We start from the raw sequence: 24,877 nt of genomic DNA, 5'->3' as shown, positions 1-24,877 counted from the left end.
GACTCCTCAGCGCAGCTTGGGGTCGAGGGCGTCGCGCACCGCGTCGCCGAGCATGATGAAGGCGAGCACGGTGACGGCCAGCGCCCCGGCCGGCCAGAGCAGCATGTGCGGCGCGTTGCGGACGTACTGGGAGGCGGCGGAGATGTCGATGCCCCAGGACACGGCGGGCGGTTTCAGGCCGACGCCCAGGTACGAGAGGGTCGCCTCCAGCGAGATGTACGTGCCGAGGGCGATGGTCGCGACGACGATGACGGGGGCGATCGCGTTGGGGGTGATGTGGCGCAGCATCATCCGCGAGTTGGAGGCGCCCAGGGCCCGCGCGGCCTGCACGTAGTCGTTCTGCTTGGCGGTGATGACGGAGCCGCGCGCGATGCGGGCGATCTGCGGCCAGCCGAGCAGCACGATGAAGCCGATCACCGGCCAGACGGTGGAGCTGGTGACGACGGACAGGAAGACGAGCCCGCCGAGGACGACCGGAATGCCGAAGAAGACGTCCGTGATCCGGGAGAGCACGGCGTCCCACACCCCGCCGAAGAATCCGGCGAGGCCGCCCAGCACCCCGCCGAGCAGCGAGACCCCGAGGGTGGAGAGCACACCGACGGTGACGGAGGTCCGCGCGCCGTAGACGGTGCGGGTGTAGACGTCGCAGCCCTGGCCGTCGAATCCGAAGGGGTGCCCGGGCCGGGAGCCCTCCTGGGCCCTGGCCAGGTCGCAGTCCAGTGGGTCCTGGGTGGCGATCAGTGAGGGCCAGATCGAGATGACCACCAGGAACAGGATGATCAGCCCGGACACGATGAAGACGGGATTGCGGCGCAGGTCGCGCCAGGCGTCGGACCACAGGCTGCGCGGCTTGCCCCCGGGACCGGTGCCCTCGGGACCGCCGGGCGTCTTCTCCAGCGTGGTGCCCTCGTCCATCGCGAGGTCCATCGCACCGCCCGCACCGGCCCCCGAGATCGCTCCGCCGCCCGTCGCGTCGTCCCACGGCTGCTGTTCAGGCATAGCGGATCCTCGGGTCGAGTACGGCGTACAGGAGGTCGACGATCAGGTTCGCCGCCAGGAAGACGAGGACCAGGACGGTGACGAAGCCGACGACCGTCTGCGAGTTCTGGCGGAGGATGCCCTGGTAGAGCTGGTAGCCGACTCCGTGGATGTTGAAGATGCGCTCGGTGACGATCGCGCCTCCCATCAGCGCCCCCACGTCCGTACCGATGAAGGTGATGACGGGGATGAGGGAGTTGCGCAGCAGGTGCCGCACGACCACCCGGCGCCTGGGGAGGCCCTTGGCCACGGCGGTACGGACGTAGTCGGCGCGGGCGTTCTCGGCGATCGAGGTCCGGGTGAGCCGGGTGACGTAGGCCAGGGAGACCGACGCCAGGACGAGCCCGGGGACGATGAGCTCGTCGACCGGGGCCTGAGGGGACACGGAGGGCTTGATGATGCCCCACTCCACGCCCAGCAGGAGCTGGAGCAGCAGTCCCGTGACGAAGGTCGGCACGGCGATGACGACCAGGGTGACGATCAGGACCACGGTGTCGACGGGCCGTCCTCGCCGCAGACCGGTGACGACGCCGAGGCTGATGCCGATGACGATCTCGAACACGATCGCGACGATGGTCAGCCGGATGGTGATGGGGAAGGCGGTCGCCATCAGCTCCGTGACCTTCTGTCCGTTGAAGGCCGTGCCGAAGTCACCGGTGAAGATGTTGCCCATGTAGGTCAGGTATTGCTGCCAGACCGGCTTGTCGAGTCCGAACTCGGTGCGCAGCTGGGCGGCGGTCGCGGGGTCGCACTGGCGGTCGCCGCAGAGACCCGCGATGGGATCGCCCATCACGTTCACCATGAGGAAGATCAACAGCGTGGTGCCGAAGAACACGGGGATCATCTGCAGCAGCCGCCGGATCACATAACGTCCCATGAGGGGCTCCGGGGGTCGGGGCGGGCGGAAGGACCGGAAAGCCGGGTGGCCGGTGCGGCGTACCGCACCGGCCACCCGGCTTCAGCGGGTCACTTGACCTTGATCTGGTCGTACACCGGGACGCTGAAGGGGTTCAGGGAGACGTTCTCGACCCTGTCCGAGTAGCCCGCGCTGCCGTTCTGGTACCAGAGCGGGATGACGGGCATCTGCTCGACGAGGACCTTCTCCGCGTCCTGGAAGGTGGTGACGGCCTTGGCCTTGTCGCTCTCCGCGTTGGCCTTGTCGACCAGGTCGTCGAACTTCTGGCTGCTCCACTTGCCGTCGTTGGACGGGGCGTTGGTGTAGTAGAGCGGCTGCAGGAAGTTCTGGATCAGCGGGTAGTCCATCTGCCAGCCCGCACGCCAGGCTCCGGTGAACTTCTGGGTGGAGACCTGGCTGCGGAAGTCGGCGAAGGTGCCCACGGGCGCGCCGACGCAGGCCTTGTTGTCGCCCATGACGTTGTTGATGCTGTTGCAGACCGCGTCGACCCACTCCTTGTGGGAGCCGGTGTCCGCGTTGTACGAGATCTTGAGCTGGCCGCCGGGGATGCCGCCGCCCTCCCCGATCAGCTTCTTGGCCTCCGCCTTGTCGTACTCGCACGCCGGGCCGCAGAGGCCCTTCTTGAAGCCGCCCTCCTCGCCGAGGACCGGCGAGGTCCAGTCGGAGGCCGGGGTGCGGGTCTTCTGGAAGATCTGGTCGGTGATCTGCTCACGGTTGATCGCCATGGAGAGTCCCTGGCGCACCTTGATCGCTTTCGGGGTGTTCCAGGCCTTCTCGTAGAACGGGAAGGCGAGCGTCTGGATGATGCCGGCGGGCGTGTTGATGTACCGGTCGCCCAGGTCGGCCTCGGCGTTCTTGAGCTGCGAGGCGGGCACGTCGTCGACCAGGTCGAGGTTGCCGGCCGTCAGGTCGGTGTAGGCGGTGTTGTTGTCCGTGTAGACCTTGAGGTCGATGCCGCCGTTCTGCGCCTTGTCCGCGCCGGGGTAGCCGTCCCACCGGCGCAGGTTCATCGACGAGCCCTTGGCGTACTGGTCGATGGTGTAGGGGCCGTTGCCGACCGGCTTGGACAGCCAGGCGTCGTGGTCGGTGTAGAAGACCTTGGGCAGCGGCACGAAGGCCGAGTAGCCGAGGGTGTCGGGCCAGAGCGAGAACTTCTGCGACAGCCTGACCGTGAAGGTCGTGCCGTTGACCACCTTGAGGCCGGAGAGTGTGGCCGCCGTCGCCTTGCCCGACTCCGGGTGCACCTTGTCGTAGCCGTCGATGTACTGGAAGAAGTAGGCGTTCTTCTGGTTGTTCTTGAGGGCGGCGCCGTAGTTCCAGGCGTCCACGAACGACTTCGCCGTGATCTTCTCGCCGTTGCTGAAGGTCCAGTTGTCCTTGATCGTGACGGTGAAGTTCTGCGAGTCCTTCGTGTCGATCGTCCGGGCGATCTCGTTCTTCGCCTCGCCCGTCTTCGGGTCGTAGCGGACCAGTCCGCGGAAGACCATGTCGAGGACCTTGCCGCCCTGCACCTCGTTGGTGTTCGCCGGCTCCAGCGGGTTCTGCGGGTCGCCCCAGGAGGAGCTCACGATTCCGTCGGCGCCACCGCCCCCGCCGTCGTCCCCGCCGCCGCAGGCCGTGGCCGCCAGCGCGACGGCGACGGCGCATACGGCCCACCTGGCCTGTGTGGCTCCGCGCATGGAGTGCCTCCTAGGGTTTCCTTATGCGGCTCAATGCCTCATATCACCCCATATGGCACTTCGTCGCACGTCCTTGTCCGCCGTACGGGCGGGCGGCAACGCGAAACGCCCGGCCCCTCGGGGGCCGGGCGTCCTCAGCGGTCCGAACGGGCGCTACGCCGCGTGGACGACGTCCTTCTCCTCGGCGAAGTGGCACGCCGACTCGTGCGCGGCCGGCGTGTCCGTCGCCTTGAAGCGCTCGGGGATGGCCAGCAGCGGCACCTCGGTGGCGCACTTGTCCTGCGCCTTCCAGCACCGCGTGCGGAAGCGGCAGCCCGACGGCGGGTTCGCCGGCGACGGGACGTCACCGGAGAGGATGATCCGCTCGCGGCCCTCACGCGCCTCGGGGTCCGGTACGGGGACCGCCGACAGCAGCGCCTGGGTGTACGGGTGCGTCGGGTGGTCGTAGATCTGCGTGTCCGTACCGATCTCGGCCATCTTGCCGAGGTACATGACGCCGACCCGGTCCGAGATGTGCCGGACGATCGACAGGTCGTGCGCGATGAAGAGGTAGGAGAGGTTGAACTCGTCCTGGAGCTTCTCCATCAGGTTGATGACCTGGGCCTGGACCGACACGTCGAGCGCGGAGACCGGCTCGTCGCAGATGATGATCTCCGGGTTGAGCGCGAGGCCCCGGGCGATGCCGATGCGCTGGCGCTGACCGCCGGAGAACTGGTGCGGATACCGGTTGATGTACTCCGGGTTCAGACCGACCACGTCGAGCAGGTCCTGCACCTTGCGGCGCCGCTCACCCTTCGGGGCCGCCTCGGGGTGGATCTCGAAGGTCTCCCCGATGATGTCGCCGACCGTCATACGCGGGTTGAGCGAGGTGTACGGGTCCTGGAACACCATCTGGATGTTGCGGCGCACGGCCTTCAGCGCGCGGCCGGACAGCTTGGTGATGTCCTGGCCCTTGTAGAAGACCTCACCGGCGGTGGCCCGCTCCAGCGTCATCAGGAGCTTGGCGACCGTGGACTTGCCACAGCCCGACTCGCCGACGATGCCGAGCGTCTCGCCCTGGTAGAGGTCGAACGAGATCCCGTCCACGGCCTTGACCGCGCCGACCTGCTTCTTGAACAGGATGCCCTGGGTCAGCGGGAAGTGCTTGACCAGGTTGCGGACCTGCAGGATCGGCTCGCCCTGCGACACCGGCGCGTCCAGGGCCGCCACGGCCTCCGACTCGGTGGCCGCGTTGACGGTCGCCACTTCGGTGACGTTCGGGGTGGCGTCCACGGAGTCCTTGTCGAGCTCAGCCATGGATCGTCTCCTTCCAGAAGTGGCAGGCGCTGCCGCGGCCGACCAGCTCGGTACCGTCCTGCTCGGTCACCGGGCGAAGCGCCGGGACCTCGGTACGGCAGATGTCCTGCGCCATCGTGCAGCGCGGGTTGAAGGCGCAGCCCGACGGGACGTGCAGCAGGTTGGGCGGCAGGCCCTTGATCGCGTAGAGCTCCTGGCCCTTCTGGTCCAGGCGCGGGATCGACTCCAGCAGGCCCTTGGTGTACGGGTGCGCGGGGCGCTTGTAGATCTCGTGGACCGGCGCGGTCTCGACGATCCGGCCCGCGTACATCACGGCGATCTTGTCGGCGACGTCGGCGACGACACCCAGGTCGTGCGTGATCAGGATCAGACCCATGTTGAAGTCGCGCTGGAGCTCGGCCAGCAGATCCATGACCTGCGCCTGGACGGTCACGTCGAGCGCCGTGGTGGGCTCGTCCGCGATGATCAGGTCGGGCTCCAGAGCCAGCGCCATCGCGATCATGATGCGCTGGCGCATACCACCGGAGAACATGTGCGGGTAGTCGTTGACCCGCTCCTTCGCCGCCGGGATGCGCACGCGGTCCATCAGCGCGATGGCCTTGGCCTTGGCCTCCTTCTTGGAGACGCCCTGGTGCACGCGGAACATCTCGCCGAGCTGGTAGCCCACGGAGAGGACCGGGTTCAGGGAGGAGAGCGCGTCCTGGAAGATCATGGCGATCTTCTGACCGCGGATCTGCCGCCGCTCCTCGTTGGACATCTTGAGCATGTCCTGGCCGCGGAAGAAGATCTCGCCCTTGGGGATGCGGCCCGGGGGCATGTCCAGGATGCCCATGACCGCCTGAGCGGTCACGGACTTGCCCGAGCCGGACTCGCCGAGGACGGCGAGGGTCTCGCCGGCGCTGACGCTGTAGTTGACTCCGTTGACGGCCTTGGCGACGCCGTCACGGGTGTGGAACTCCACGTGCAGGTCCCGGACTTCGAGCAGCGGGCCGCCCGAGTCGTTCGAACCACGCGGAGCAGGAACATCCGCCGTCTTGTCGATGATGGTCATGTACGCCTCCCTCAGCGCAGCTTGGGGTCGAGGGCGTTGCGTACCGCATCGCCGAGCATGATGAACGCCAGGACGGTGATCGACACCATGACCGACGGGATGATCAGCACGAACGCGGCGTTACGCAGCTGCTCCTGGCCCGAGGAGATGTCGACACCCCACGACACGGTCGGTTCGGCGAGGCCGATGCCCAGGAAGGACAGGGTGGCCTCGGCCGAGATGTAGCCGCCGAGCGCGATGGTCGCGACGACGATCACCGGGGCGATCGCGTTGGGCAGGATGTGCCGGAGCAGGATGCGGGTGGTCGAGGCGCCGAGCGCCTTGGCCGCCATCACGTAGTCGGCCTGCTTGATCGTCAGCACCGAACCGCGCGCGACACGGGCTATCTGGGTCCAGCCGAGGAAGGCCAGCGCCAGGATGACGACCCAGATCTTGCGCTCCTCGAACGAGGTCAGGACGACCATCGCGCCGAGGATGAAGGGGACGCCGAAGAAGATGTCGGTGACCCGGGACAGGATCGTGTCGATCCAGCCTCCGAAGTAGCCGGCGAGCATGCCGACCACGGTGCCCAGGATCGTGACCAGGGCGGTGACGATGACGGCGACCATGATCGAGGCACGGGCGCCGTAGACGACACGCGCGTAGATCGAGCGCCCCTGGATGTCGTACCCGAACCAGTCCTCCTGGAAGAAGTTCCCCCACTTGGGCTTCTGCAGGTAGTGGTTGGCCAGGTCCGCGTAGCGCGGGTCGGCACCGGTGAACAGGCCGGGTGCTATCGCCATCACCAGGAGGAAGAAGATCAGCACGGCCGAGACGACGAACAGCGGGCTGCGCCGCAGGTCGTGCCAGGCGTCCGACCACAGGCTGCGGGGCTTGCCCGCCTTGGCGGCGGGGGCCGGCGCGGCCGTTGCTTCCACGGAGGTCTCCGCGGTGGTTTCCTTGAGCGTCTCAGGCATAACGGATCCTCGGGTCCAGGACCGCATAGAGCAGGTCGACGACCAGGCTGGCGACGAGATAGACGATGACGATCAGCGTCACGATGCCGACGACGGTGGCGCCCTCGCGGTGCCGGAGCGCGTCGAAGACGTTGTAACCGACACCCTTGACGTTGAAGATGCCCTCGGTGACGACGGCGCCGCCGAGCAGGGCACCGAGGTCGGTGCCGAGGAAGGTGACCACGGGGATCATCGAGTTGCGCATCAGGTGGACGCCGACGATGCGACGGCGCGGCAGCCCCTTGGCCACGGCGGTGCGCATGTAGTCGGAGCGCAGGTTCTCCGCGACGGAGGTGCGGGTCAGTCGTGCCACGTAGGCGAGTGACAGGGACCCGAGGACGACAGCGGGCAGGATCAGCTCGTCGGAGCTCGCTTCGAGACTCACGTTGGGCTGGACCCAGCCGAGCTGGAAGGCGAAGAAGTACTGGCCGAGGAAGCCCAGGACGAAGGAGGGGACCGAGATGAGCAGCAGCGTCAGGACGAGCAGGCCACGGTCGCGCAGGGTGTCGGCCTTCAGACCCGCGAAGATGCCCATGGAGATACCGACGACGACCGTGAAGATGAAGGCAAACAGGGCCAGCCGGACCGTGATCGGGAACGCTTCCGAGATGATGTCCGCGACCGGCCGGCCGCTGGCGATCTGCGTTCCGAAGTCACCCTGGAACAGGTTCACGAGGTAGTTCCAGTACTGATGCCAGAGCGGCAGGTCGAGCCCGAGCTCCTTCTTCATTGCCGCGATCTGGGTGGGGTCCACCGTCTGCTCCCCGGCGAGCGCCCGCACGGGATCACCGGGCAGCGCGTACATCATGGAGAAGACCAGCAAGGTTGACCCGAGGAAGACCGGGATCATCTGGAGCAGTCGCCGCGCGACGTAACGCCCCATGTTTGCCTCCGATAGGGATAAAGCAGCCCAGGGGCCGCCCTCCGGATACGGAGAGCGGCCCCCCGGGACCTACTGCCTGGTGTGGGCGGCTGATGGCCGAGTGGGGGCCCTCAGGCGTGTGTTACTTGTTGACGGTGACTTCGGTGACGTTGTAGTCACCGTGGAAGTCGATCGTCACGTTGTCGACGGCCTTCGAGTAGCCACCGTTGGTCTTGTACTCCCACAGCGGGATCGCCGGCATCTTCTCGAGGACGAGCCGCTCCGCGTCCTGGTAAGCCTTGATCGACTCGTCCAGGGTCTTGGCGTTGTCGCCCTTCTTGAAGGCCGCGTCGACCTCCTTGTCGGAGAACCGGCCGTTGTTGGCCTCGGCGGTCGTGCCGTAGAGCTCCCGCATGAAGTTGACGTTCAGCGGGTAGTCGGCCACCCAGCCACCGCGGTACATCGACTTCACCTGGTCGTTGTCACGCGCTTCCAGGTCGGTCTGGAAGTCCGGCTTGGCGTCCGGGACGCAGTCGACCCCGGTCGAGTTGCGGATCGACTCGCAGACCGCGGTCACCCACTCCTTGTGGCCGCCGTCGGCGTTGTACTGGATCCAGATCTTGTTGCCCGGAACGCCGCCGCCCTCGGTGACGAGCTGCTTCGCCTTGGCCGGGTCGAACTTGAACACGTCGGTGCCCAGGTCCTGGTTACCGGCGACGCCCGGAGGCGTGAAGCTGGTGGCGGGCTTGCGGGTGTTGTTGAGCACGGTCTTGGTGATCGTGTCGCGGTCGATGCCCATCGACAGACCCTGCAGGACCTTCGGGTCGATGTCCTTGAAGGTCTTCGAGTAGAAGGTCGGGACGAGCGACTGGATCGCGGCGTACGGCTCGTCGATCGCGCGGTCGCCGAGGTCGGCCTTGTACTTCGGGAGGTCCTTCGGGCCGACCTGGCGGATCATGTCCAGGTTGCCGGACAGGAGGTCCTGGTACGCGGCCTCGACGGTCGCGTAGTTCTTGAAGAGGACACCCTTGTTCTTGGCCTTGTTCGGGCCCTGGTAGTCAGGGTTGGCCTTGACCTGGATGAGCTTCTTGTGGTCCCACTTCTCGAAGACGTAGGGACCGTTGCCGACCGGGGCCTGGCCGAACGCCTTGGTGTCCTTGTAGAACACCTCGGGCAGCGGGGCGAAGGTGGTGTAGCCGAGCTTGTACTCGTAGTACGGCACCGGCTTGGTGAGCTCGATGGTGAAGGTGGTGTCGTCGACCGCCTTCAGGCCGGACATCTCCGTGGCCTTGGGGTCACCCTTCTCGGGGTGGACGTCCGCGTAGCCCTTGATGTCCTCGAACCAGAACGCGTTCTGCTGGGCGTTCTTGACGTTGGCGTACCAGTTCCACGCCTTGATGTACGACTCGGACGTGACGGGAGTGCCGTCGTGGAACTTCCAGCCGGGCTTCAGCTTGACGGTCCACGTCTTGGAGTCGGTCGTCTCCACGGACTCGGCGTTCGTGTAGACGATCTTGCCGTCCGCATCGAAGTCGAGGAGCTGGGTGAAGATCGACTGGATGACGTAGCTGCCGAGCGACTCGTTGGTGTCCGCAGGGATCAGCGGCTTCTGCGGCTCACCGACGTCGATGGACACATAGCCCTCGGGCTTGCCCTTCTCCTTGGAAGCCGAGTCACTGTCACTGTCTCCGCCGCCGCAGGCAGTCGCGGCCAGGGCGATGATTGCCGCTCCCGCGACCCACTTGGCGCTCTTGGCACCACGCATGGGTTTCCTCCTCATGAGTCCACTTTTGACTACAAGAAGGGCACTGGACAGATCACCGACACCCCTGACGGCGATCGTTTGCAGTGCCCCGAGTGTGCTCGTGAGTCCGCACTCCCCACAGTGCGCCGACCCATTGACCCGAGCTCAATGGAGCCAACTATTAAGTAACACCGGGCTGTAAACCACACTTAAAGGGTCTCGGTTTGACAACATCCAGAAGCCATGGTTGCCCGAAATCCGGACAAAGCGATCCCAGACAGACACCCCCGAAACGGACCGTTAACACATGTTCCGGAGAGCGACGCACGATATCCGGACACCTCGGTCATGAAAACGAGTTGACGAAAGGCCTGGACCCCCACAGTTTCTGCGGGGGTCCAGGCCTCATGTCAATGGCACGTCCTGATGGTTCGCCGGCCCGTGGCGGACGAACCCCTGGTCAGGTCAGCCGTTCTTCGCGCGCGAGGCCGTGCGGCCACGCTGCTTGGCGTCCAGGACGACCTTACGGATACGGACGGTCTCCGGGGTCACCTCGATGCACTCGTCCTCGCGGCAGAACTCCAGCGACTGCTCCAGGGAGAGCTTGCGGGCGGGCACCACGTTCTCGGTGGTGTCCGCGGAAGCCGCACGCATGTTGGTGAGCTTCTTCTCCTTGGTGATGTTCACGTCCATGTCGTCGGCGCGCGAGTTCTCGCCGATGATCATGCCCTCGTAGACCTCGGTGCCGGCCTCGGTGAAGATCACACCGCGCTCCTGGAGGTTGACCATCGCGAACGGCGTCACCGTGCCCGAGCGGTCGGCGACCAGCGAGCCGTTGTGGCGGGTGCGCAGCTCGCCGAACCACGGCTCGTGGCCCTCGAAGATGGAGTGCGCGATGCCCGTGCCGCGGGTCTGCGTCAGGAACTCCGTACGGAAGCCGATGAGGCCGCGGGAGGGCACGATCCACTCCATGCGGACCCAGCCCGAACCGTGGTTCGTCATCGTCTCCATGCGGCCCTTACGGGTCGCCATCAGCTGGGTGATGGCACCCAGGTGCTCCTCGGGGGAGTCGATGGTCATGCGCTCGATCGGCTCGTGCGTCTTGCCGTCGATCTGCTTGGTGACGACCTCCGGCTTGCCGACCGTCAGCTCGAAGCCCTCACGGCGCATCTGCTCGACCAGGATCGCCAGTGCGAGCTCACCACGGCCCTGGACCTCCCAGGCGTCGGGACGCTCGGTGTCCAGGACGCGCAGGGAGACGTTACCGATGAGCTCACGGTCCAGACGGTCCTTCACCTGACGGGCGGTGACCTTGTGGCCCTTGCCGCCCTTGCCGACGAGCGGCGAGGTGTTCGTACCGATGGTCATCGAGATGGCCGGCTCGTCGACCGTGATGAGCGGCAGCGCGATCGGGTTCTCGGGGTCGGCGAGGGTCTCACCGATCATGATGTCCGGGAAACCGGCCACGGCGCAGATGTCGCCCGGCCCGGCCTTCTCGGCCGGCTTGCGGGTGAGCGCCTCGGTCATCAGGAGCTCGGTGATGCGCACGTTGGACATCGTGCCGTCACGCTTGATCCAGGCGACCGTCTGGCCCTTGCGCAGCTCGCCCTGCTCGACGCGGCACAGCGCGATACGGCCGAGGAAGTTGTCGGCGTCCAGGTTGGTGACGTGGGCCTGCAGCGGGGCGTCCTCGTCGTACTCCGGCGCGGGGACGGTGGAGAGGATGGTCGTGAAGAAGGGCTCCAGGCTGTCGCTGTCCGCGGGGACGGTGCCGTCCTCGGGCTTGGTCAGCGAGGCGACGCCGTCACGGGCGCAGGCGTAGACGATCGGGAACTCGATCTGGTCCTCGTCGGCGTCCAGGTCCAGGAAGAGGTCGTACGTCTCGTCGATGACCTCGGAGATCCGGGAGTCCGGGCGGTCCGTCTTGTTGATGCAGAGGATGACCGGCAGCTTGGCGGTCAGTGCCTTGCGCAGGACGAAGCGGGTCTGGGGCAGCGGCCCCTCGGAGGCGTCGACCAGGAGGACGACCGCGTCCACCATCGACAGACCGCGCTCGACCTCGCCGCCGAAGTCGGCGTGGCCGGGGGTGTCGATGATGTTGATCGTGATCGGGTCCCCGCCGTCCTTGGGGTGGTACTTCACCGCCGTGTTCTTGGCGAGGATCGTGATGCCCTTCTCACGCTCCAGGTCGTTCGAGTCCATCATGCGTTCGTCGAGGTTCTCGGCGGCGTGCGCGGCGAAGGCGCCCGCCTGCTTGAGCATGGCGTCGACCAGCGTGGTCTTGCCGTGGTCGACGTGGGCGACGATGGCTACGTTACGGATGTCGTGGCGCGTGGGCATGGGTGGCTTGCGCTTCTCTCGGATCGTGGGATCAGGCGTCTCAGTCGGTCTCGAGTCCTCGTACGCCCGCCGGGCGGCACGCCACGGCTAGTCCAATGGTACGGGCCCGATGGGTCCGGGGCTTCCCGGCCCGATCCACAGGGCAGGACTACAGCCACAATTCAGCCGATATTCAGCTGGTATTACGTCATCGTCGAGCCGGTTACCGGCTCGACGGCAAGGGGTGCGGGAAGGCGAGCAGCCCGGGTCGGGGCGGACACCACCTTGCCCGCCGGAAGGTCCGGCGGGCAAGGGAGTTGAGCTCCATCTGAGCTTGGAACAGGGCCTTGACCTGCTACTTCTTCCGATTCGCGGGGGAACCTGCCGCTTCACGCCCGGTGAAGCCGATGTCCTCGTAGCGGGGTGCGGCGAAGCCGAAGGCGCCGATGTTCGCCAGCTTCTTGTCGACGGCGACCAGCTGAGGTCTCTGATAGAGAGGAATCGATCCCGCGGCGGCCCAGATCCGGGCGTCGGCCTGCTTCAGCAGGTCCCTGGCCGCGTCGGCGTCGAGCTCGGCGACCGCGCGGTCGAAGAGCTGGTCGATGTGGTCGGAACCGACCCGCGTGTAGTTCTGCTCGACGAGCAGAGAGCCGTCGGTGGCCGGCTCCGGCTTGGCGAAGATGGGGCGGCCGTCGGTCGCCGGGTAGGCGGTCGCGGGCCAGGAGTACAACGCCAGGTCGTAGTCACCGGAGGCGATGTGGTCCTTGAAGTAGCTCTCGTCGTCGACCTTCGTGATCTGCGTGCTGATGCCGATCGCGTCCAGCATCCCGACGATCTTCTCCCCGACGGTGCGCAGCGACTGCGATCCGGGGCCGGACGGCAGGACGAAGCGGAGGGTCAGCGGCTTGCCGCCCTTGCCCAGGCGGTCCCTGACCGAGGCGGGGGCCGGTGCCGCCGTCCCCGCGGGGGCGTAGGCGCCCGCGGCGCCGCCGGGCTTCTTGTCCTGCGCGGTGACCTCGGTGTCGCCGGCGGGGCGCTCGCCTGCCTTCTCGTCGCCGACGACGTACAGGCCCTCGTCGCGTGAGGCCTTGTCCTCCTTCCCGGCGGCCGGCTTCCCGTCCTTCTCCGTCGCCTTCTTCTCCGCCGCCTTCTCTTCGGCGGCCTTCTTCTCGGCGGCCTTCTTCTCCGCCTCGCTGCCCGCCTTGGTGTCCTCGGTCCTGCGGACGGCTCCCCCACGGGTCCACCCGGCGTCGGCCAGCAGGGCCTGTGCCTCCTTGGTGTCCTGTTCGCCGAGCGCGCCGCTGCCGTCCTTGTACCCGGGCTGCCCCGCCAGGGCCAGGTGGCTGCCGGGCGGCTCGGCGGGCAGGCCGAGCGGCTTGAGCACGGTGTCGGCGAGCTCCTGGCGGTCCAGGGTGCGGGCCACCGCGCGGCGCACCCGGTCGTCGGAGAGCGGCCCGGACTCACCGTTCAGCGCCAGTTGCGTGTAGGCGGGCTCCAGCGACTTGCGCACGGCGAATCCGCGGAGCGACTTCTGCTCGGCGGCGTAGACAGCGACGGCCTCCCGGTTCTTGGCGCGGGCGGCGCGCGCCGCCTCGGCGGCCTCCTCGTCCGAGCCGTGGGCCAGTGCCCATGAGCGCAGAGCGGAGGCCGGGGTGATGCCGGCTCCCGGCCCGTGGGCGGGCGGCACTCCGTTCCCTCCCCGGTAGCGTGCCGCGGAAGCGATGCTGTTCGCCGTCGCGGGGTCGATGTCGGCGACGTCCACCGTTCCCGCGGTCAGCGCGTCGGCGCGGGCCCCGGGCTCTACGGCGCGGAAGACCAGGGACTCGAGCTTGGCCTCGTCGCCCCACCAGCGCGGGTTCCGGTCGAGCACGACCGTCCCCTTGCCCTTGTTCACGCTGCGCAGGCGGAAGGGTCCGGCGGTGTTCTTGAGGGTGGCCCTGGCCCCGTCGTTGAAGGTGCCGGGGGAACCGGTCACCTCCTTCGGGTACAGCGGTGAGAAGAGCGAGCGCCAGTCGCCGTACGGCTTGGAGAACGTGACGCGGACCTGTAGATCGTCCTTGCCGCGTTCGATCTTCTCGATCCGCTCGTACCCCGCGTTGCGTGCGGTCCAGAAGGCCGAGTCCCGGCCGCTCAGCGCCCGCCACTGGGCGACGAAGTCGGGGGCGCCGATCTCCCGGCCGTCGCTCCACACGGCCTGCTGGTTGAGCTTGTAGAGGACGACCTGCTTGGGCTCCTGCTCGATGACCTTCGCCGACTCCAGGTAGTCGGGGTTCAGCCTGGGCTCGCCCCGTGCGTTCATGGGGAAGAGGGAGGGCAGCAGGGCGCCGGTGATCCGTGTGGTCGCGCTGTCGGCGTCCGCCTGGAAGGCGTTGAGGGTGGCGGGGACCGCGTCGATCGCCCAGGTGAGGGTGGAGCCTTCGGTCACCCGGTCCCGCGACGCCGGGGCGATGTCCTGGGGGACGGCCACCGATGTGGGGCCCTCGTTGTCCGAGGTGCAGCCCGCCAGTACAGGGAGCGTGAGCACACCTGTCGCCAGGAGCGCGACCGAGCGGCGCTTTCGGGCCGTCCCGCGTGGGACGCCGACGTGGGCCATGGCTGATACCTCCGGGGCCGGCCCGGCCCACCCCGTACCGGAATGGACCGGATGATGCGTTCTGGTGGCATTTGCAGTTGATCAGACTGATGCGCTGATTCACTGAACGCACCGTGACGCGCGGGCGGAGGCAGACACGGCCGGTGGGGCGCCGGAAGTCACCCGTGCGGCCCCGGCAGCGGCCCGGCGGACCGGTCGGCCGTGCAGCCCGGTCACCACGGCGCAGGCCCTGGGACCCGGACCGCCGCCACGGCCGTTCCGGACCGGGGCCTCTCGCGCGGACCGGCCGGCGACCGGTGCGCGACGCGTCCCGGACCCGCCGGCCGGTGCGGACGCGCCGGGTCGCGGGCGGCAGAGGGCGGACATAGCCTCCCAGATGTGACGCCGCCTGCGAGCCGCACCGGGATGCCCCGGCTTCCGATACCCGGCAGGGTCCTCGTCGCCGTCCTGGTGGCGGCGCTCTGGACCACCCTGCCGGGAGGCCCGGGGGCCCGGGCGGAGGACCCCGTGCCCCTGTCCCGGGACGGGCAGATCACCGACCGGGTGGACGCTCTCGGCACCCGCGAGCCGCAGGTCGAAGCCGCCCTCGACCGCTTGTTCGAAGAGCGGCGGGTGCAGCTGTTCGTCGCGTACGTCCGTGACTTCTCCGGGCGCGACGCGCAGACCTGGACCGACGAGACCGCGAACCGCAACGGGCTGGGCCAGGAGGACGTACTGCTGGCCGTCGCCACGCACGACCGGCAGTACGCCTACTCCGTCGACCAGGGCTCGCGGCTCACCGACGCCCAGCTCCAGGACGTGGCGAACACGGCCATCGAGCCGGCCCTCCGGCAGAACGACTGGGCCGGCGCCGCGATCGGCGCCGCCGGGGGCTACGCCGCGGTGCTCGTCGGTGACCCGGTCCCGGCCCCCGCCGTCACCCCCGGAGAAGCGGATCCCGGGGGCGGCTCGGGCAGCGGCGCCTCGGCGGGCCTGATCGTGCCCGTGGCGGTGCTCGTCGTCGCCCTCGCCGTCGCCGCCTTCGCCTTCACCCGCCGCAGGCGGCGCACGAGGACCAGGACGACACCTGCGGTGGGCGGCTGGGGCGGCGCGAGCGGGGCGGCGTCGGAGCCGCCGGTTCCGCTGGCGGAACTCGACGCGCGGGCGAAGGGGGACCTGGTCGACACGGACGACGCCGTGCGCACCAGTGAGGAGGAGCTCGGCTTCGCCACGGCCCAGTTCGGCGAGGAGGCCGCGGTCCCGTTCGCCGAGGCAGTCCGGCGCGCAAAGGCCGGACTGACCGCCGCCTTCCGGCTGCGACAGCAACTGGACGACGCCGTCCCCGAGGACGACGCGACGCGGCGCCGCATGCTCGACGAGATCGTCAGCCGCTGCGCGGACGCCAACGGGCGCCTGGACGCCGTGTCGGAGGACTTCGACCGGCTGCGCGCCCTGGAAGAGACCGCCCCGCAGGCCGTGGCCACCGCCGAGGCCACCTACCGCGAGCTGGCCTCTCGCGTCTCCGCGTCGGAGACGGCCCTCGGTGCGATGCGGGCCCGCTACGCCGAGCCGGCCTCCGCGCCCTCGGCCGAGGACATCCGGCAGGCCGAGGACCGGCTGGCCTTCACCACCTCCACCCTCGGCCGGGCGCGCCAGGCCGTGGACGGCGGCGACAACGCGCGGGCCGCTGTGTACGTCCGTGCCGCGGAAGGGGCGATCAAGCAGGTGGGCACGCTCCTGGACGCCGTGGGCCGGAGGGCCGGCGAGCTGGCCGAGGCCGCCGACAGGCTGCCGCGCGCGCTCACCGAGGCGGAGACGGATCTCGCGGACGCCCGGGGGCTGCTCGACGGCACACCGCGGGGGGTTCCGACCGCGGATCTGCGGGGCAGGGTCGCCCGGGTCGAAGCGGTGGTGGGCGACGTGAGGGAGGAGCTCTCCTCCGGTCCGTACGACCCCGTCGACGCGCTGCGCAGGGTGGAGGAGGCCGACGCGGCACTGGACGAGGCACTGGCCGGAGCCCGTGAGCGGGAGCACGGCAGCCGGCGGGCGCGTTCGCTGCTCGACCAGGCCATGCTCACCGCGCGGGCGGCGATCGGTACCGCGGCGGATTACGTCGCCACCCACCGGGGAGCCGTCGGCAGCCAGGCACGCACCCGGCTGGCGGAGGCCCAGCGGCGGTGGGAGAGGGCCGGGGAGCTGTCGGCCGGAGACGACCCCCAGGGCGCCCTGGCCGAGGCCCGGCAGGCGGACGCGCTGGCCGTCCAGGCGCGGAGCCTGGCCGAACAGGACGTACGCGGATACCACGACAGGAGCGGTTACGGCGGTCCGCTCGGCGGAGGCGGGGCGGGCGGCGCCGTGCTGGGCGGCATCATCCTGGGCGGCCTGCTCGGCGGCGGACGCGGAGGGTTCGGCGGCGGGTTCGGGGGCGGTTTCGGCGGTCCGGGCAGCTTCGGCGGCGGGGGGACCCGTGGCCGGCGGGGCGGGGGCGGCCGATTCTGACTCCGGTCCGCCCCGCTCGGCAGCCCCCGGCTCCCGTACGACGAGATCTCGCACAAGGAGAGGTGTCATGACCAAGCAGACCGTCCTCGGCCGCGTCACCCAGCTGGCACGGGCCAACATCAACGCCCTGATCGACCAGGCGGAGGATCCGCGGAAGATGCTGGACCAGTTGATCCGCGACTACACCGACAACATCGTGGAGGCCGAGCAGGCGGTGGCCGCCACCATCGGCAACCTCAGGCTGATGGAGGAGGACCACCGGGAGGATGTCGACGCGGCCAGGGAGTGGGGCCGCAAGGCACTCGCCGCCAGCCGGAAGGCCGACGAGCTGCGGGCCGGGGGGTCGGGCGCGGACGCCGACAGGTTCGACAACCTGGCGAAGGTGGCGCTGGGCCGGCAGCTCCGGTCGGAGCAGGAGGCGAAGTCCGCCGAGCCGACGATCGCCTCGCAGACGGTGGTGGTGGACAAGCTGAAGTCGGGCCTGGACCAGATGAAGGGCAAGCTGGCCCAGTTGAAGTCCAAGCGCGACGAACTGGTCGCCCGTGCCGCGTCCGCGCAGGCGCAGAACCGGATGATGGACGCCGTCAGGAGCATCGACGTTATGGACCCGACGAGCGAGCTCGGCCGCTTCGAGGACAAGGTGCGGCGCGAGGAGGCGAGGGCGGTCGGCAAGCAGGAACTCGCCGCGTCGTCCCTGGACGCCCAGTTCGAACAACTGGACAGCCTCGGGGACAGCGCGGAGGTCGAGGCCCGGCTCGCCGCCCTGAAGTCCGCTGCGTGACGGGACGCCGCCGCGGCCCTGACCTGCCGTCAGTACATGCTCAGCAGCTGCTCCACGGAGAGCTCGGCGGCCGGCTCTCCGTGAGGCAGTGCGAGCTCGAACCACACCGTCTTGCCGCGCGGAGTACGCCGCGAGCCCCAGGCGGCGCTCAGCAGCCCGACCAGTTGCAGTCCGCGCCCGCCCTCGTCGGTGTCGCGAGCACGCCGGCGCCGCGGCTGGACGAGCCCGGCGTCCCATACCTCGCAGACCAGCGTGCGGTCGCGGAGGAGCCTGAGCCGGATCTCACCCTCGCCGTAGCGCAGGGCGTTGGTGACGAGTTCGCTGACCAGCAGTTCGGTGGTGTCCACCAGGTCGTCCAGGTCCCAGGCGGTGAGCTGGACGCGGGCCAGCTCACGCGCGCGGGCGACCGAGCGGAGCTCACGCGGAAGCCGCCAGTCCCCCACCGCGTCCGGCGCGAGACCCTGGATACGGGCCATCAGCAGGGCGATGTCGTCCTCACCGTGCCGGGTGTCGAGCGTGGTCAGCACATGGTCACAGACGTCCTCCAGCGGCTGTGACGGCTCGGTGAGGGCCTCCCGGAACGCGTCCAGTCCCTCGTCGAGCGGGTGGTCCCGGGACTCCACGAGCCCGTCGGTGTAGAGGGCGAGGAGCGAACCCTCCCTGAGTTCCACCTCGACCTCCTCGAAGGGTTCGCCGCCGACGCCGAGCGGCATGCCCGGCGGCACGTCGAGCAGCAGGGCCGGCTCGCCCGGCTCGGCCACCACCGGAGGCAGGTGACCGGCGTTGGCGAAGGTGCACCGCCTGGTGACCGGGTCGTACACCGCGTACACACAGGTCGCCAGATAGACCTCGGACAGGTCTGCCTCACGCGACTTGTGGGCGGCCCGCGAGGGCCACTGGGCGCCGCCGCCAGCGGCGAAGCCCTCGCTCCGCTCGCCTCCCCCCGGGGTTCCGAGACCCCGTGCGACCTCGTCCAGGGCGGACAAAACCTCAGCGGGTTCCAGGTCCAGGAGGGCCAGCGTGCGTACGGCGGTGCGCAGTTCGCCCATGGCGACGGCGGCCCGCAGCCCGCGGCCCATCACGTCGCCGACGACCAGGGCCGTGCGGTGACCGGGCAGCTCGATGACGTCGAACCAGTCGCCGCCGACCTCCGTGGCCGTGTTGCCCGGCAGGTAACGGCAGGCGATGTCCAGGCCCGCCGCCTCGGGGTCGCCCGGGGGGAGCAGGCTGCGCTGGAGGATGAGCGCCCGCTCGTGCTCCCGGCGGTAGAGGCGGGCGTTGTCCATGCAGACGGCGGCGCGGGCCGCGAGTTCGGTGGCCAGTGCCCGGTCCCGCTCGCCGAAGGGTTCGCTTCCCTTGGTGCGGGAGAACTGGACGAGGCCGACGACGATGTCGTGCGCGACCATCGGCACGGCGAGGGTGGAGTGGACGAAGCCGCGTTCGTCGCCGGGCACGTCCTCGACCCGGCCGGTGCGCAGGGCGACGGCACAGGGCGAGTGGAACGGGTAGCGGTGGACCGAGCCGAGGGCGGGGGGGCCGGTGTCGCCGTGGGACTTCCCGTCGTCTCCCCCGGGGGCGCCGGTGAGGACTCCGGGGAGCGCGTCGGACACGGCGCTGGCATGGGCGACCCGGCGCAGTTCCGCCGTTCCCGAGCCGGATTCCTGGTGGTGCCTGCCCCAGCTGGCGGGAGAGGACTCCTCGCCGGTGAGCAGCCCCTGGAACAGGTCGACCGACGCCAGGTCGCAGAAGCCGGGCACGGCGACGTCGAGCAGTTCCCGTGCGGTGGTCTCCAGGTCGAGTGAGTTGCCGATGCGCGCGCTCGCCTCGTTGAGCAGGGCGAGGTTGCGGCGGGCGCTGGCCGCCTCGCGGGCGGCGATGTGCCGTTGCGTGACGTCGGTGGCGAGTCCGGCGATGCCGACGGGCCGCCCGGAGCCGCTGTGCACCCGGTAGAGGTTCATGGACCAGTGGCGCCGGCTCTTCGTCCCGGGCGGGGTCCCGACGAGCTGGAGGTCGGTGACGGCGTCACCGGTCTCCAGGACGCGCTTGAGCGTCATGGAGAGGCGTTCGGCCTCCGGGCGGGCCAGGTAGTCCTCCACCGTGCGGCCCCGGTGGTCGTCGGCCTCGCCGCCGAAGACGGTGGCGAAGCGCCTGTTGGCGCGCACGACGGTGAAGTCGGTACCGAAGAGGACGAAACCGAAGGGAGATTGGCCGAATATCGCCTGCGAGGCGGCGAGGTCCGTCTCGATGCGCCGCAGTGCCCTGACGTCGACCACGATGCACAGCGCGGCGCGTTCGCCGCTCTCGGTCTCGCTCGGCATGACGTAGATCTCGGCGAGTCCGCGTGCCGCGTTCTCGCCCGGGATCCGGAACGGGACGACGCCCGTCCACTCCTTGCCGTCCAGGATCTCGCCGACGCGCCTGTGGGCGTCCCCGCGCAGCTCGGCGGGCATGAACGCCTCGACCGGGTCCTTGCCCACCACCTCTTCGGAGGCCATGCCGAAGAGACCGGCGGCCCGCCGGCTCCACTGCTCGATCAGGCCGTCCGGCCCGATCGAGAACGATGCGACCCTGATGTAGTCATAGATCGAGCCGGGCGGGCTGCTCTGCCACATGACGTCGCCCGCCGTCCCAGGTATCTCGCTCACGCGACCGTCCCCTCCAGCTCACACACCGGACCGGTCCTGCCCGCAGTATTCAGCACTACGGGCCTCACCGGCACGGCGTTCACGATCACAGCACGGTCTCAGTCCCTTTCAGCCAGGTGCTGCCCGACCTCCGGTGATCGCTGTGCGTCCCCTCCCACTCCTAACCAGGCAGAGCGAGCTCGAACCACACGGTCTTGCCACTCTTTCCGCGCCGGGTCCCCCAGCGACGTGCGGAACAAGCCACGAGCTGCAGCCCACGACCGCCCTCGTCCTCCGGTCCGGCACTGCGTTCGGTGGGCGGATCCGGAACGGGATCCGAGACCTCCACCAGCAGACTCCGCCCGTCAGCGGTCCCCTCGGGCCGCCCACCGCCGGCGTGCGGACGCACGAGCCGGACACCGATGGGGCCGGAGGCGTAGCGCAGGGAGTTCGTCACCAGCTCGCTGACGAGCAGCACGACGACGTCACCCACCGCCGCGTCGAAGCCCCAGTCGTGCAAGGCGTCGCGGACCGCGTGCCTCGCGCCGCGCACGGAGCCCGGCACCGCCGGAAAGCTCCACTCGGCACGATCGCCGTCGGTATCGGTCACGCCGATCACTTCCCAGGGCCGGCATCGGGGGCATACCCTGCTCAAGGGTCTATTCGCCACATACCCGATATTTGATGCACCGTATCGCAAGCACTGGTCAATGGGGCGTACGGGTGCATCGCCGCCGGCAGAAGACACCGCGCGCCACCCAGGGACCTGGAGGGCTCGCGGCCCGTGCGGCTGGCGGCCCAGGCGGCTCAGGTCCGCGAGGCTTCCCGCAGCCGGCGTACGACCTCGGTCACGGCCGGGCGGTCCTGGTCCAGCCAGTCGACGGTGTCCGCCTCCTCCGGGGCCAGCCAGCGCAGCTCGTCGTGGTCCTCCAGCGGGCTGGGCTCGCCCGACAGCAGCCGGACCGTCCACACCCGGAGGACGTAGCCGGGCTTCAGCGGCCATTCACCCGGGACGCGCTCCAGAGGCTCCGCCTCCACGCCCAGCTCCTCCCGGAGCTCCCGCACCAGGGCCTGTTCACCGTTCTCACCGGGCTCCAGCTTGCCGCCCGGCAGCTCCCAGCGCCCGGCCAGCTCCGGCGGGGCACTGCGGCGGGCGGCCAGGAGCCGCCCGCCGTCACACACGGCCCCGGCCACCACGACGACGGAATCACTCATGCGCCGGAGCGTAACCGGTGCCTTCCCGGGCCCGCGGCCGGCTGTCCGGCCCTCCCCCGGCCCACGGTGCCTACGGGCGCGCGCTCCGGCTCGTTCGCTCCACCCAGTAGAGCTGTTTGTGCCCGTGGCGGTCCAGGCCGTCCGCGATCTTCTGTGCCTCGTCCTGCGTCGCATAACGCCCGACGCGGTACCTGTTGCCGTTGTCGTCCTGTCTGATCACCAGCCAGGGCAGCACGGCCCCACTGTCCGTCATGGCGTTCCTCCCCAGCATCCCGCCCCTCTCCCCACCGGCGTGCACGTCTCTAAGGATCCCCAGGAAACCGCAGTACGCATATGCCCGAGCGTACGCCTGACCTTCACTCAGCGGATGCGTCTTTACACAAAGAGACACGCATCCGGCCATACCGATGGGGCGCACTCTCCCGAGTGCGCCCCTGTCCCCCGTCAGCCGGCCGGCGTCCTCGCGCCGGATGTCCGGCGCCCTCCCCGCTCAGCCGGACGGTGTCCGCACGACGGGCATCGGCATCAGCACCGGGCCGGCCCCCGGCTCCTTGCGGCAGGCGTCCCCGCATTCCGCGTCCAGCGAGCAGCACAGGGAGCAGATCGGCCCCGAAAGGACGGGGCAGTCCGCGATGTCCGGCAGTTCGTAGGACGTCTCGCACACCCCGCAGGTGTGCGTGGCGGTGATGTCGGCGATCACGACGTCGGGGCCGTTCACCGGGTTCGGCCGGGCCAGGTAGTACTTCCCCTTGGTCAGCCACGCGATCAACGGGCAGAGGACCAGCGACAGTCCGGCCGCGATGAAGGTGGAGAAGGCCTCGGCGTGCCTGCCGAACAGACCGAAGAAGGCCAGGATCGAGACGGTCGAAGCGATCACCATCGCCCCGAAGCCGGCCGGGTTGACGGCGTGCAGGTAGGCGCGTTTGAACTCGATGTACCGAGGGCTCAGCCCTATGCGTTTGTTGATGACCAGGTCGGCGGCGACGGCCGTGATCCAGGCGATGCCCACGTTGGAGTAGAAGCCCAGCAGCTTGTTCAGGGCCGCGAACATGTTCATCTCCATCAGCGTCAGCGCGATGGCGAGGTTGAGGAAGATGTACCAGACCCGGCCCGGGTGCTTGTGCGTGATCCGCGAGAAGAAGTTCGACCAGGACAGTGAGCCGCTGTAGGCGTTGGTCACGTTGATCTTGATCTGCGAGACGATCACGAAGAGGGCCGCGGCCGGCAGCGCGAAGGAGCCGAGCCACGGCTTCAGTGCCTCGATCTGCGGCGCGATCGGCTCCAGCGCGTGCGTCTTGCCGACCGCTTCCAGGGCGACGAAGGCGAGGAAGGCGCCGCCGAGTTGCTTCGCGGCCCCGATGACGACCCAGCCCGGGCCCGCGGCGAGGACGGCGATGTCCCACCGCCGCTTGTTCGCCTCGGTCCTGGCGGGCATGAAGCGCAGGTAGTCGGCCTGTTCACCGATCTGGGCGATGAGCGAGAGCGCGACGCCGGTGCCGAGCCCGAAGGCGATCCAGGAGAAGCCCGGCGCGGCGCCCTCCGTACCGGTGAAGGAGCCGAAGGCGCCGAAGGAGCCGGGGGCTTCGACGGCGAGCACCACGAAGGGGAGCACCATGCCGATGATCCAGACCGGCTGCGTCCAGGCCTGCACCTTGGCCAGCGCGCCCATGCCCCGGAAGACGATCGGGATGACGATCAGCGTGGTGACCAGATAGCCCACCTCGACGGGGAGTCCGACGGCCTGGTGCATGGCCTGCGCCATGATCGAGCCTTCGAGCGCGAAGAAGATGAAGGTGAAGGACGCGTAGATCAGCGAGGTCAGCGTCGAGCCGAAGTAACCGAAGCCCGCCCCGCGGGTGACCAGGTCCATGTCCAGGCCGTACTTCGCGCACGCGCGGGCGATCGGGATGCCGGTGAGGAAGATGATCGCCGCCGCGGTCAGGATCGAGGCGAGTCCGCTCGTGAAGCCGTAGGTGAAGACGATCGACGCGCCGATCGCGAAGTCGGCCAGGTACGCGATGCCGCCGAGCGCCGTCCCCGCGACCATCGAGGGTGACCAGCGCCGGAAGGAGTGGGGGGCGTAGCGGAGGGAGTAGTCCTCACGGCTCTCGTCGGCGGCGAGCGCGGCATAGCTGCGCCGTGGTGCCGGGGAGTCCTCCTGCGGCTCCTGTCGCGGCACCTCGCCCGTCGTGGGCGTTGCGATGTCCGTCATCGGGTGGCTTCCCGTCCGTCGGTCCGGTGTGCGGTGACGAACGGGAAAGTAAGACTTGGACATGACAAGCCGTGACGGGGGACGGTTGCCCGCCGGTTACGCCCGGCGCGGGACTGTTAACTCCGCATCACGGAAGGCGGACAGGCTGTCGCTCCCAGCGGTCACCACAGCCGTCCCACGTGCCACCTCAGCTACCCCTGCGGTCACTTGACCGGCAGATGGTAGGCAATCCGGTAGCGGTCGGCGGGAACGACCACGTCGGCCGTCTCCACCGCCCGCCCCGAGGCGTAGTACGTCCGCCCGATCACCATCACCACATGCCCCGGCACGCCGCCGAGCGCCAGGAGCTCCTCCGCCAGCCCCGGGCGCGCACCGACCTCCTCCGCCACGTTGTCCACAACGACGTCGATCGCCGCCATGCGGTCGACGACGCCGCAACCGCCCAGCGGGCCCTCCTCCGGAAGCATCACCGGCGTACGGCCGGTGACGGCCAGGGGCTCCCAGGACGTGGACAGCATCATCGGCTCGCCCGCCTCCCGGAAGACGTACCGCGTGCGCATCACCCGGTCCCCCGGCTCGATACCGAGCCGCTCGGCGATCTCGGCGCTCGCACCCTCCTGCTCGCTGCGGGACTCCCAGGTCCCCCGCACCCCCTCCGCCGTCTGCTCCTGGCGGAACGGATCGATCCCCGCGCCCGGCCGGTAGCCGGAGCGGGCGATCGGGCGGGGGACGGGACGCGCACGCACGTACGTACCCGAGCCCGACCGGCCCTCGACGAGCCCTTCGGCCATGAGCACCTTGCGGGCCTCCAGCGCCACGGTGTCCGAGACCCCGTACTCCTCGCGGATCCTGGCCTGGGACGGCAAGCGGGTATGGGGCGGCAGCGCGCCGTTGACGATCTTCTCCCTGAGATCGCTCGCCACGCGCAGATAGGCGGGCTGCTGACCGAAAGGCACAGGCCACTCCCAACAGGTTGACAGACAGCAACAGCGTGGCAACCGTGGGTTGAGTACCGCAAGCGGAGGCCAGAGTTTCACTCGAAGTGATGACTACCCGCCCACCAGCGCATACCCG

At 69.3% G+C, this 24,877-nt stretch carries 18 protein-coding genes; 2 read left to right on the top strand and 16 right to left on the bottom strand.

What is annotated here, in order from left to right; genetic code table 11:
• Nucleotides 1-6 precede the first annotated feature (6 nt).
• The 10 genes from ACHFIV_RS03965 to ACHFIV_RS03920 form a co-directional block, all read right to left on the bottom strand.
• The gene (locus ACHFIV_RS03965) at nt 7-999 is read right to left on the bottom strand and encodes an ABC transporter permease (protein WP_398963468.1); all 993 of its coding nucleotides are present in this window, start codon (nt 997-999) and stop codon (nt 7-9) included.
• Nucleotides 992-1,915 carry an ABC transporter permease gene (locus ACHFIV_RS03960; RefSeq protein WP_398963466.1) on the bottom strand — a complete coding sequence of 308 codons (924 nt, stop codon included), beginning with the start codon at nt 1,913-1,915 and terminating at the stop codon, nt 992-994. The genes ACHFIV_RS03965 and ACHFIV_RS03960 overlap by 8 nt, the downstream gene beginning before the upstream one ends.
• Before the next feature lie 89 nt (nt 1,916-2,004).
• Complete coding sequence (locus tag ACHFIV_RS03955; protein WP_398963464.1) at nt 2,005-3,633, bottom strand: peptide ABC transporter substrate-binding protein; 1,629 nt, start codon at nt 3,631-3,633, stop codon at nt 2,005-2,007.
• A gap of 153 nt (nt 3,634-3,786) precedes the next feature.
• Nucleotides 3,787-4,929 (bottom strand): ABC transporter ATP-binding protein, encoded by a 1,143-nt coding sequence (locus ACHFIV_RS03950; protein WP_398963461.1) that lies wholly within the window; start codon nt 4,927-4,929, stop codon nt 3,787-3,789.
• Nucleotides 4,922-5,980, bottom strand: a complete 1,059-nt coding sequence (locus ACHFIV_RS03945) for an ABC transporter ATP-binding protein (RefSeq protein ID WP_398963458.1) — start codon at nt 5,978-5,980, stop codon at nt 4,922-4,924. The genes ACHFIV_RS03950 and ACHFIV_RS03945 overlap by 8 nt, the downstream gene beginning before the upstream one ends.
• Before the next feature lie 11 nt (nt 5,981-5,991).
• A complete protein-coding gene (locus ACHFIV_RS03940) occupies nt 5,992-6,936 on the bottom strand; it encodes an ABC transporter permease (protein WP_398963456.1) in 945 nt (314 codons plus the stop codon).
• On the bottom strand, nt 6,929-7,858 hold the full coding sequence (locus ACHFIV_RS03935; protein WP_398963454.1) for an ABC transporter permease: 930 nt from the start codon (nt 7,856-7,858) through the stop codon (nt 6,929-6,931). The genes ACHFIV_RS03940 and ACHFIV_RS03935 overlap by 8 nt, the downstream gene beginning before the upstream one ends.
• A gap of 121 nt (nt 7,859-7,979) precedes the next feature.
• A complete protein-coding gene (locus ACHFIV_RS03930; RefSeq protein ID WP_398963452.1) occupies nt 7,980-9,602 on the bottom strand; it encodes a peptide ABC transporter substrate-binding protein in 1,623 nt (540 codons plus the stop codon).
• 444 nt (nt 9,603-10,046) lie between these two features.
• Nucleotides 10,047-11,921 (bottom strand): translational GTPase TypA, encoded by a 1,875-nt coding sequence (gene typA, locus ACHFIV_RS03925; RefSeq protein WP_398963450.1) that lies wholly within the window; start codon nt 11,919-11,921, stop codon nt 10,047-10,049.
• Between the two features lie 334 nt (nt 11,922-12,255).
• Complete coding sequence (locus ACHFIV_RS03920; RefSeq protein WP_398963447.1) at nt 12,256-14,493, bottom strand: ABC transporter family substrate-binding protein; 2,238 nt, start codon at nt 14,491-14,493, stop codon at nt 12,256-12,258.
• 405 nt (nt 14,494-14,898) lie between these two features.
• On the opposite strand from ACHFIV_RS03920, the gene ACHFIV_RS03915 reads away from it, so the two are divergent.
• Nucleotides 14,899-16,971, top strand: a complete 2,073-nt coding sequence (locus ACHFIV_RS03915; RefSeq protein WP_398964203.1) for a TPM domain-containing protein — start codon at nt 14,899-14,901, stop codon at nt 16,969-16,971.
• Nucleotides 16,972-17,038: 67 nt separating this feature from the next.
• Entirely contained in the window at nt 17,039-17,752 is a 714-nt protein-coding gene (locus tag ACHFIV_RS03910; protein WP_398963444.1) for a PspA/IM30 family protein, read from the top strand.
• 29 nt (nt 17,753-17,781) lie between these two features.
• Here ACHFIV_RS03910 and ACHFIV_RS03905 read toward each other — a convergent pair whose 3' ends face one another.
• The 6 genes from ACHFIV_RS03905 to ACHFIV_RS03880 form a co-directional block, all read right to left on the bottom strand.
• Nucleotides 17,782-20,364 (bottom strand): SpoIIE family protein phosphatase, encoded by a 2,583-nt coding sequence (locus ACHFIV_RS03905; protein WP_398964201.1) that lies wholly within the window; start codon nt 20,362-20,364, stop codon nt 17,782-17,784.
• 193 nt (nt 20,365-20,557) lie between these two features.
• Nucleotides 20,558-20,995 (bottom strand): ATP-binding protein, encoded by a 438-nt coding sequence (locus tag ACHFIV_RS03900; RefSeq protein ID WP_398963442.1) that lies wholly within the window; start codon nt 20,993-20,995, stop codon nt 20,558-20,560.
• 188 nt (nt 20,996-21,183) lie between these two features.
• Nucleotides 21,184-21,591: a (deoxy)nucleoside triphosphate pyrophosphohydrolase gene (locus ACHFIV_RS03895; RefSeq protein ID WP_398963439.1), complete on the bottom strand. Its 408-nt coding sequence runs from the start codon at nt 21,589-21,591 to the stop codon at nt 21,184-21,186.
• A 70-nt stretch (nt 21,592-21,661) separates the two neighbouring features.
• The gene (locus ACHFIV_RS03890; protein ID WP_033298025.1) at nt 21,662-21,844 is read right to left on the bottom strand and encodes a hypothetical protein; all 183 of its coding nucleotides are present in this window, start codon (nt 21,842-21,844) and stop codon (nt 21,662-21,664) included.
• A 237-nt stretch (nt 21,845-22,081) separates the two neighbouring features.
• Complete coding sequence (locus ACHFIV_RS03885) at nt 22,082-23,803, bottom strand: purine-cytosine permease family protein (protein WP_398963435.1); 1,722 nt, start codon at nt 23,801-23,803, stop codon at nt 22,082-22,084.
• A 203-nt stretch (nt 23,804-24,006) separates the two neighbouring features.
• On the bottom strand, nt 24,007-24,759 hold the full coding sequence (locus tag ACHFIV_RS03880) for a GntR family transcriptional regulator (RefSeq protein ID WP_398963433.1): 753 nt from the start codon (nt 24,757-24,759) through the stop codon (nt 24,007-24,009).
• Nucleotides 24,760-24,877 lie beyond the last annotated feature (118 nt).

The organism is Streptomyces sp. ALB3 (assembly GCF_044385685.1).
Classification (GTDB): domain Bacteria; phylum Actinomycetota; class Actinomycetes; order Streptomycetales; family Streptomycetaceae; genus Streptomyces.
Note: the sequence above shows the minus strand (reverse complement) of the source record. Positions and strands in the feature narration are given on the sequence as shown.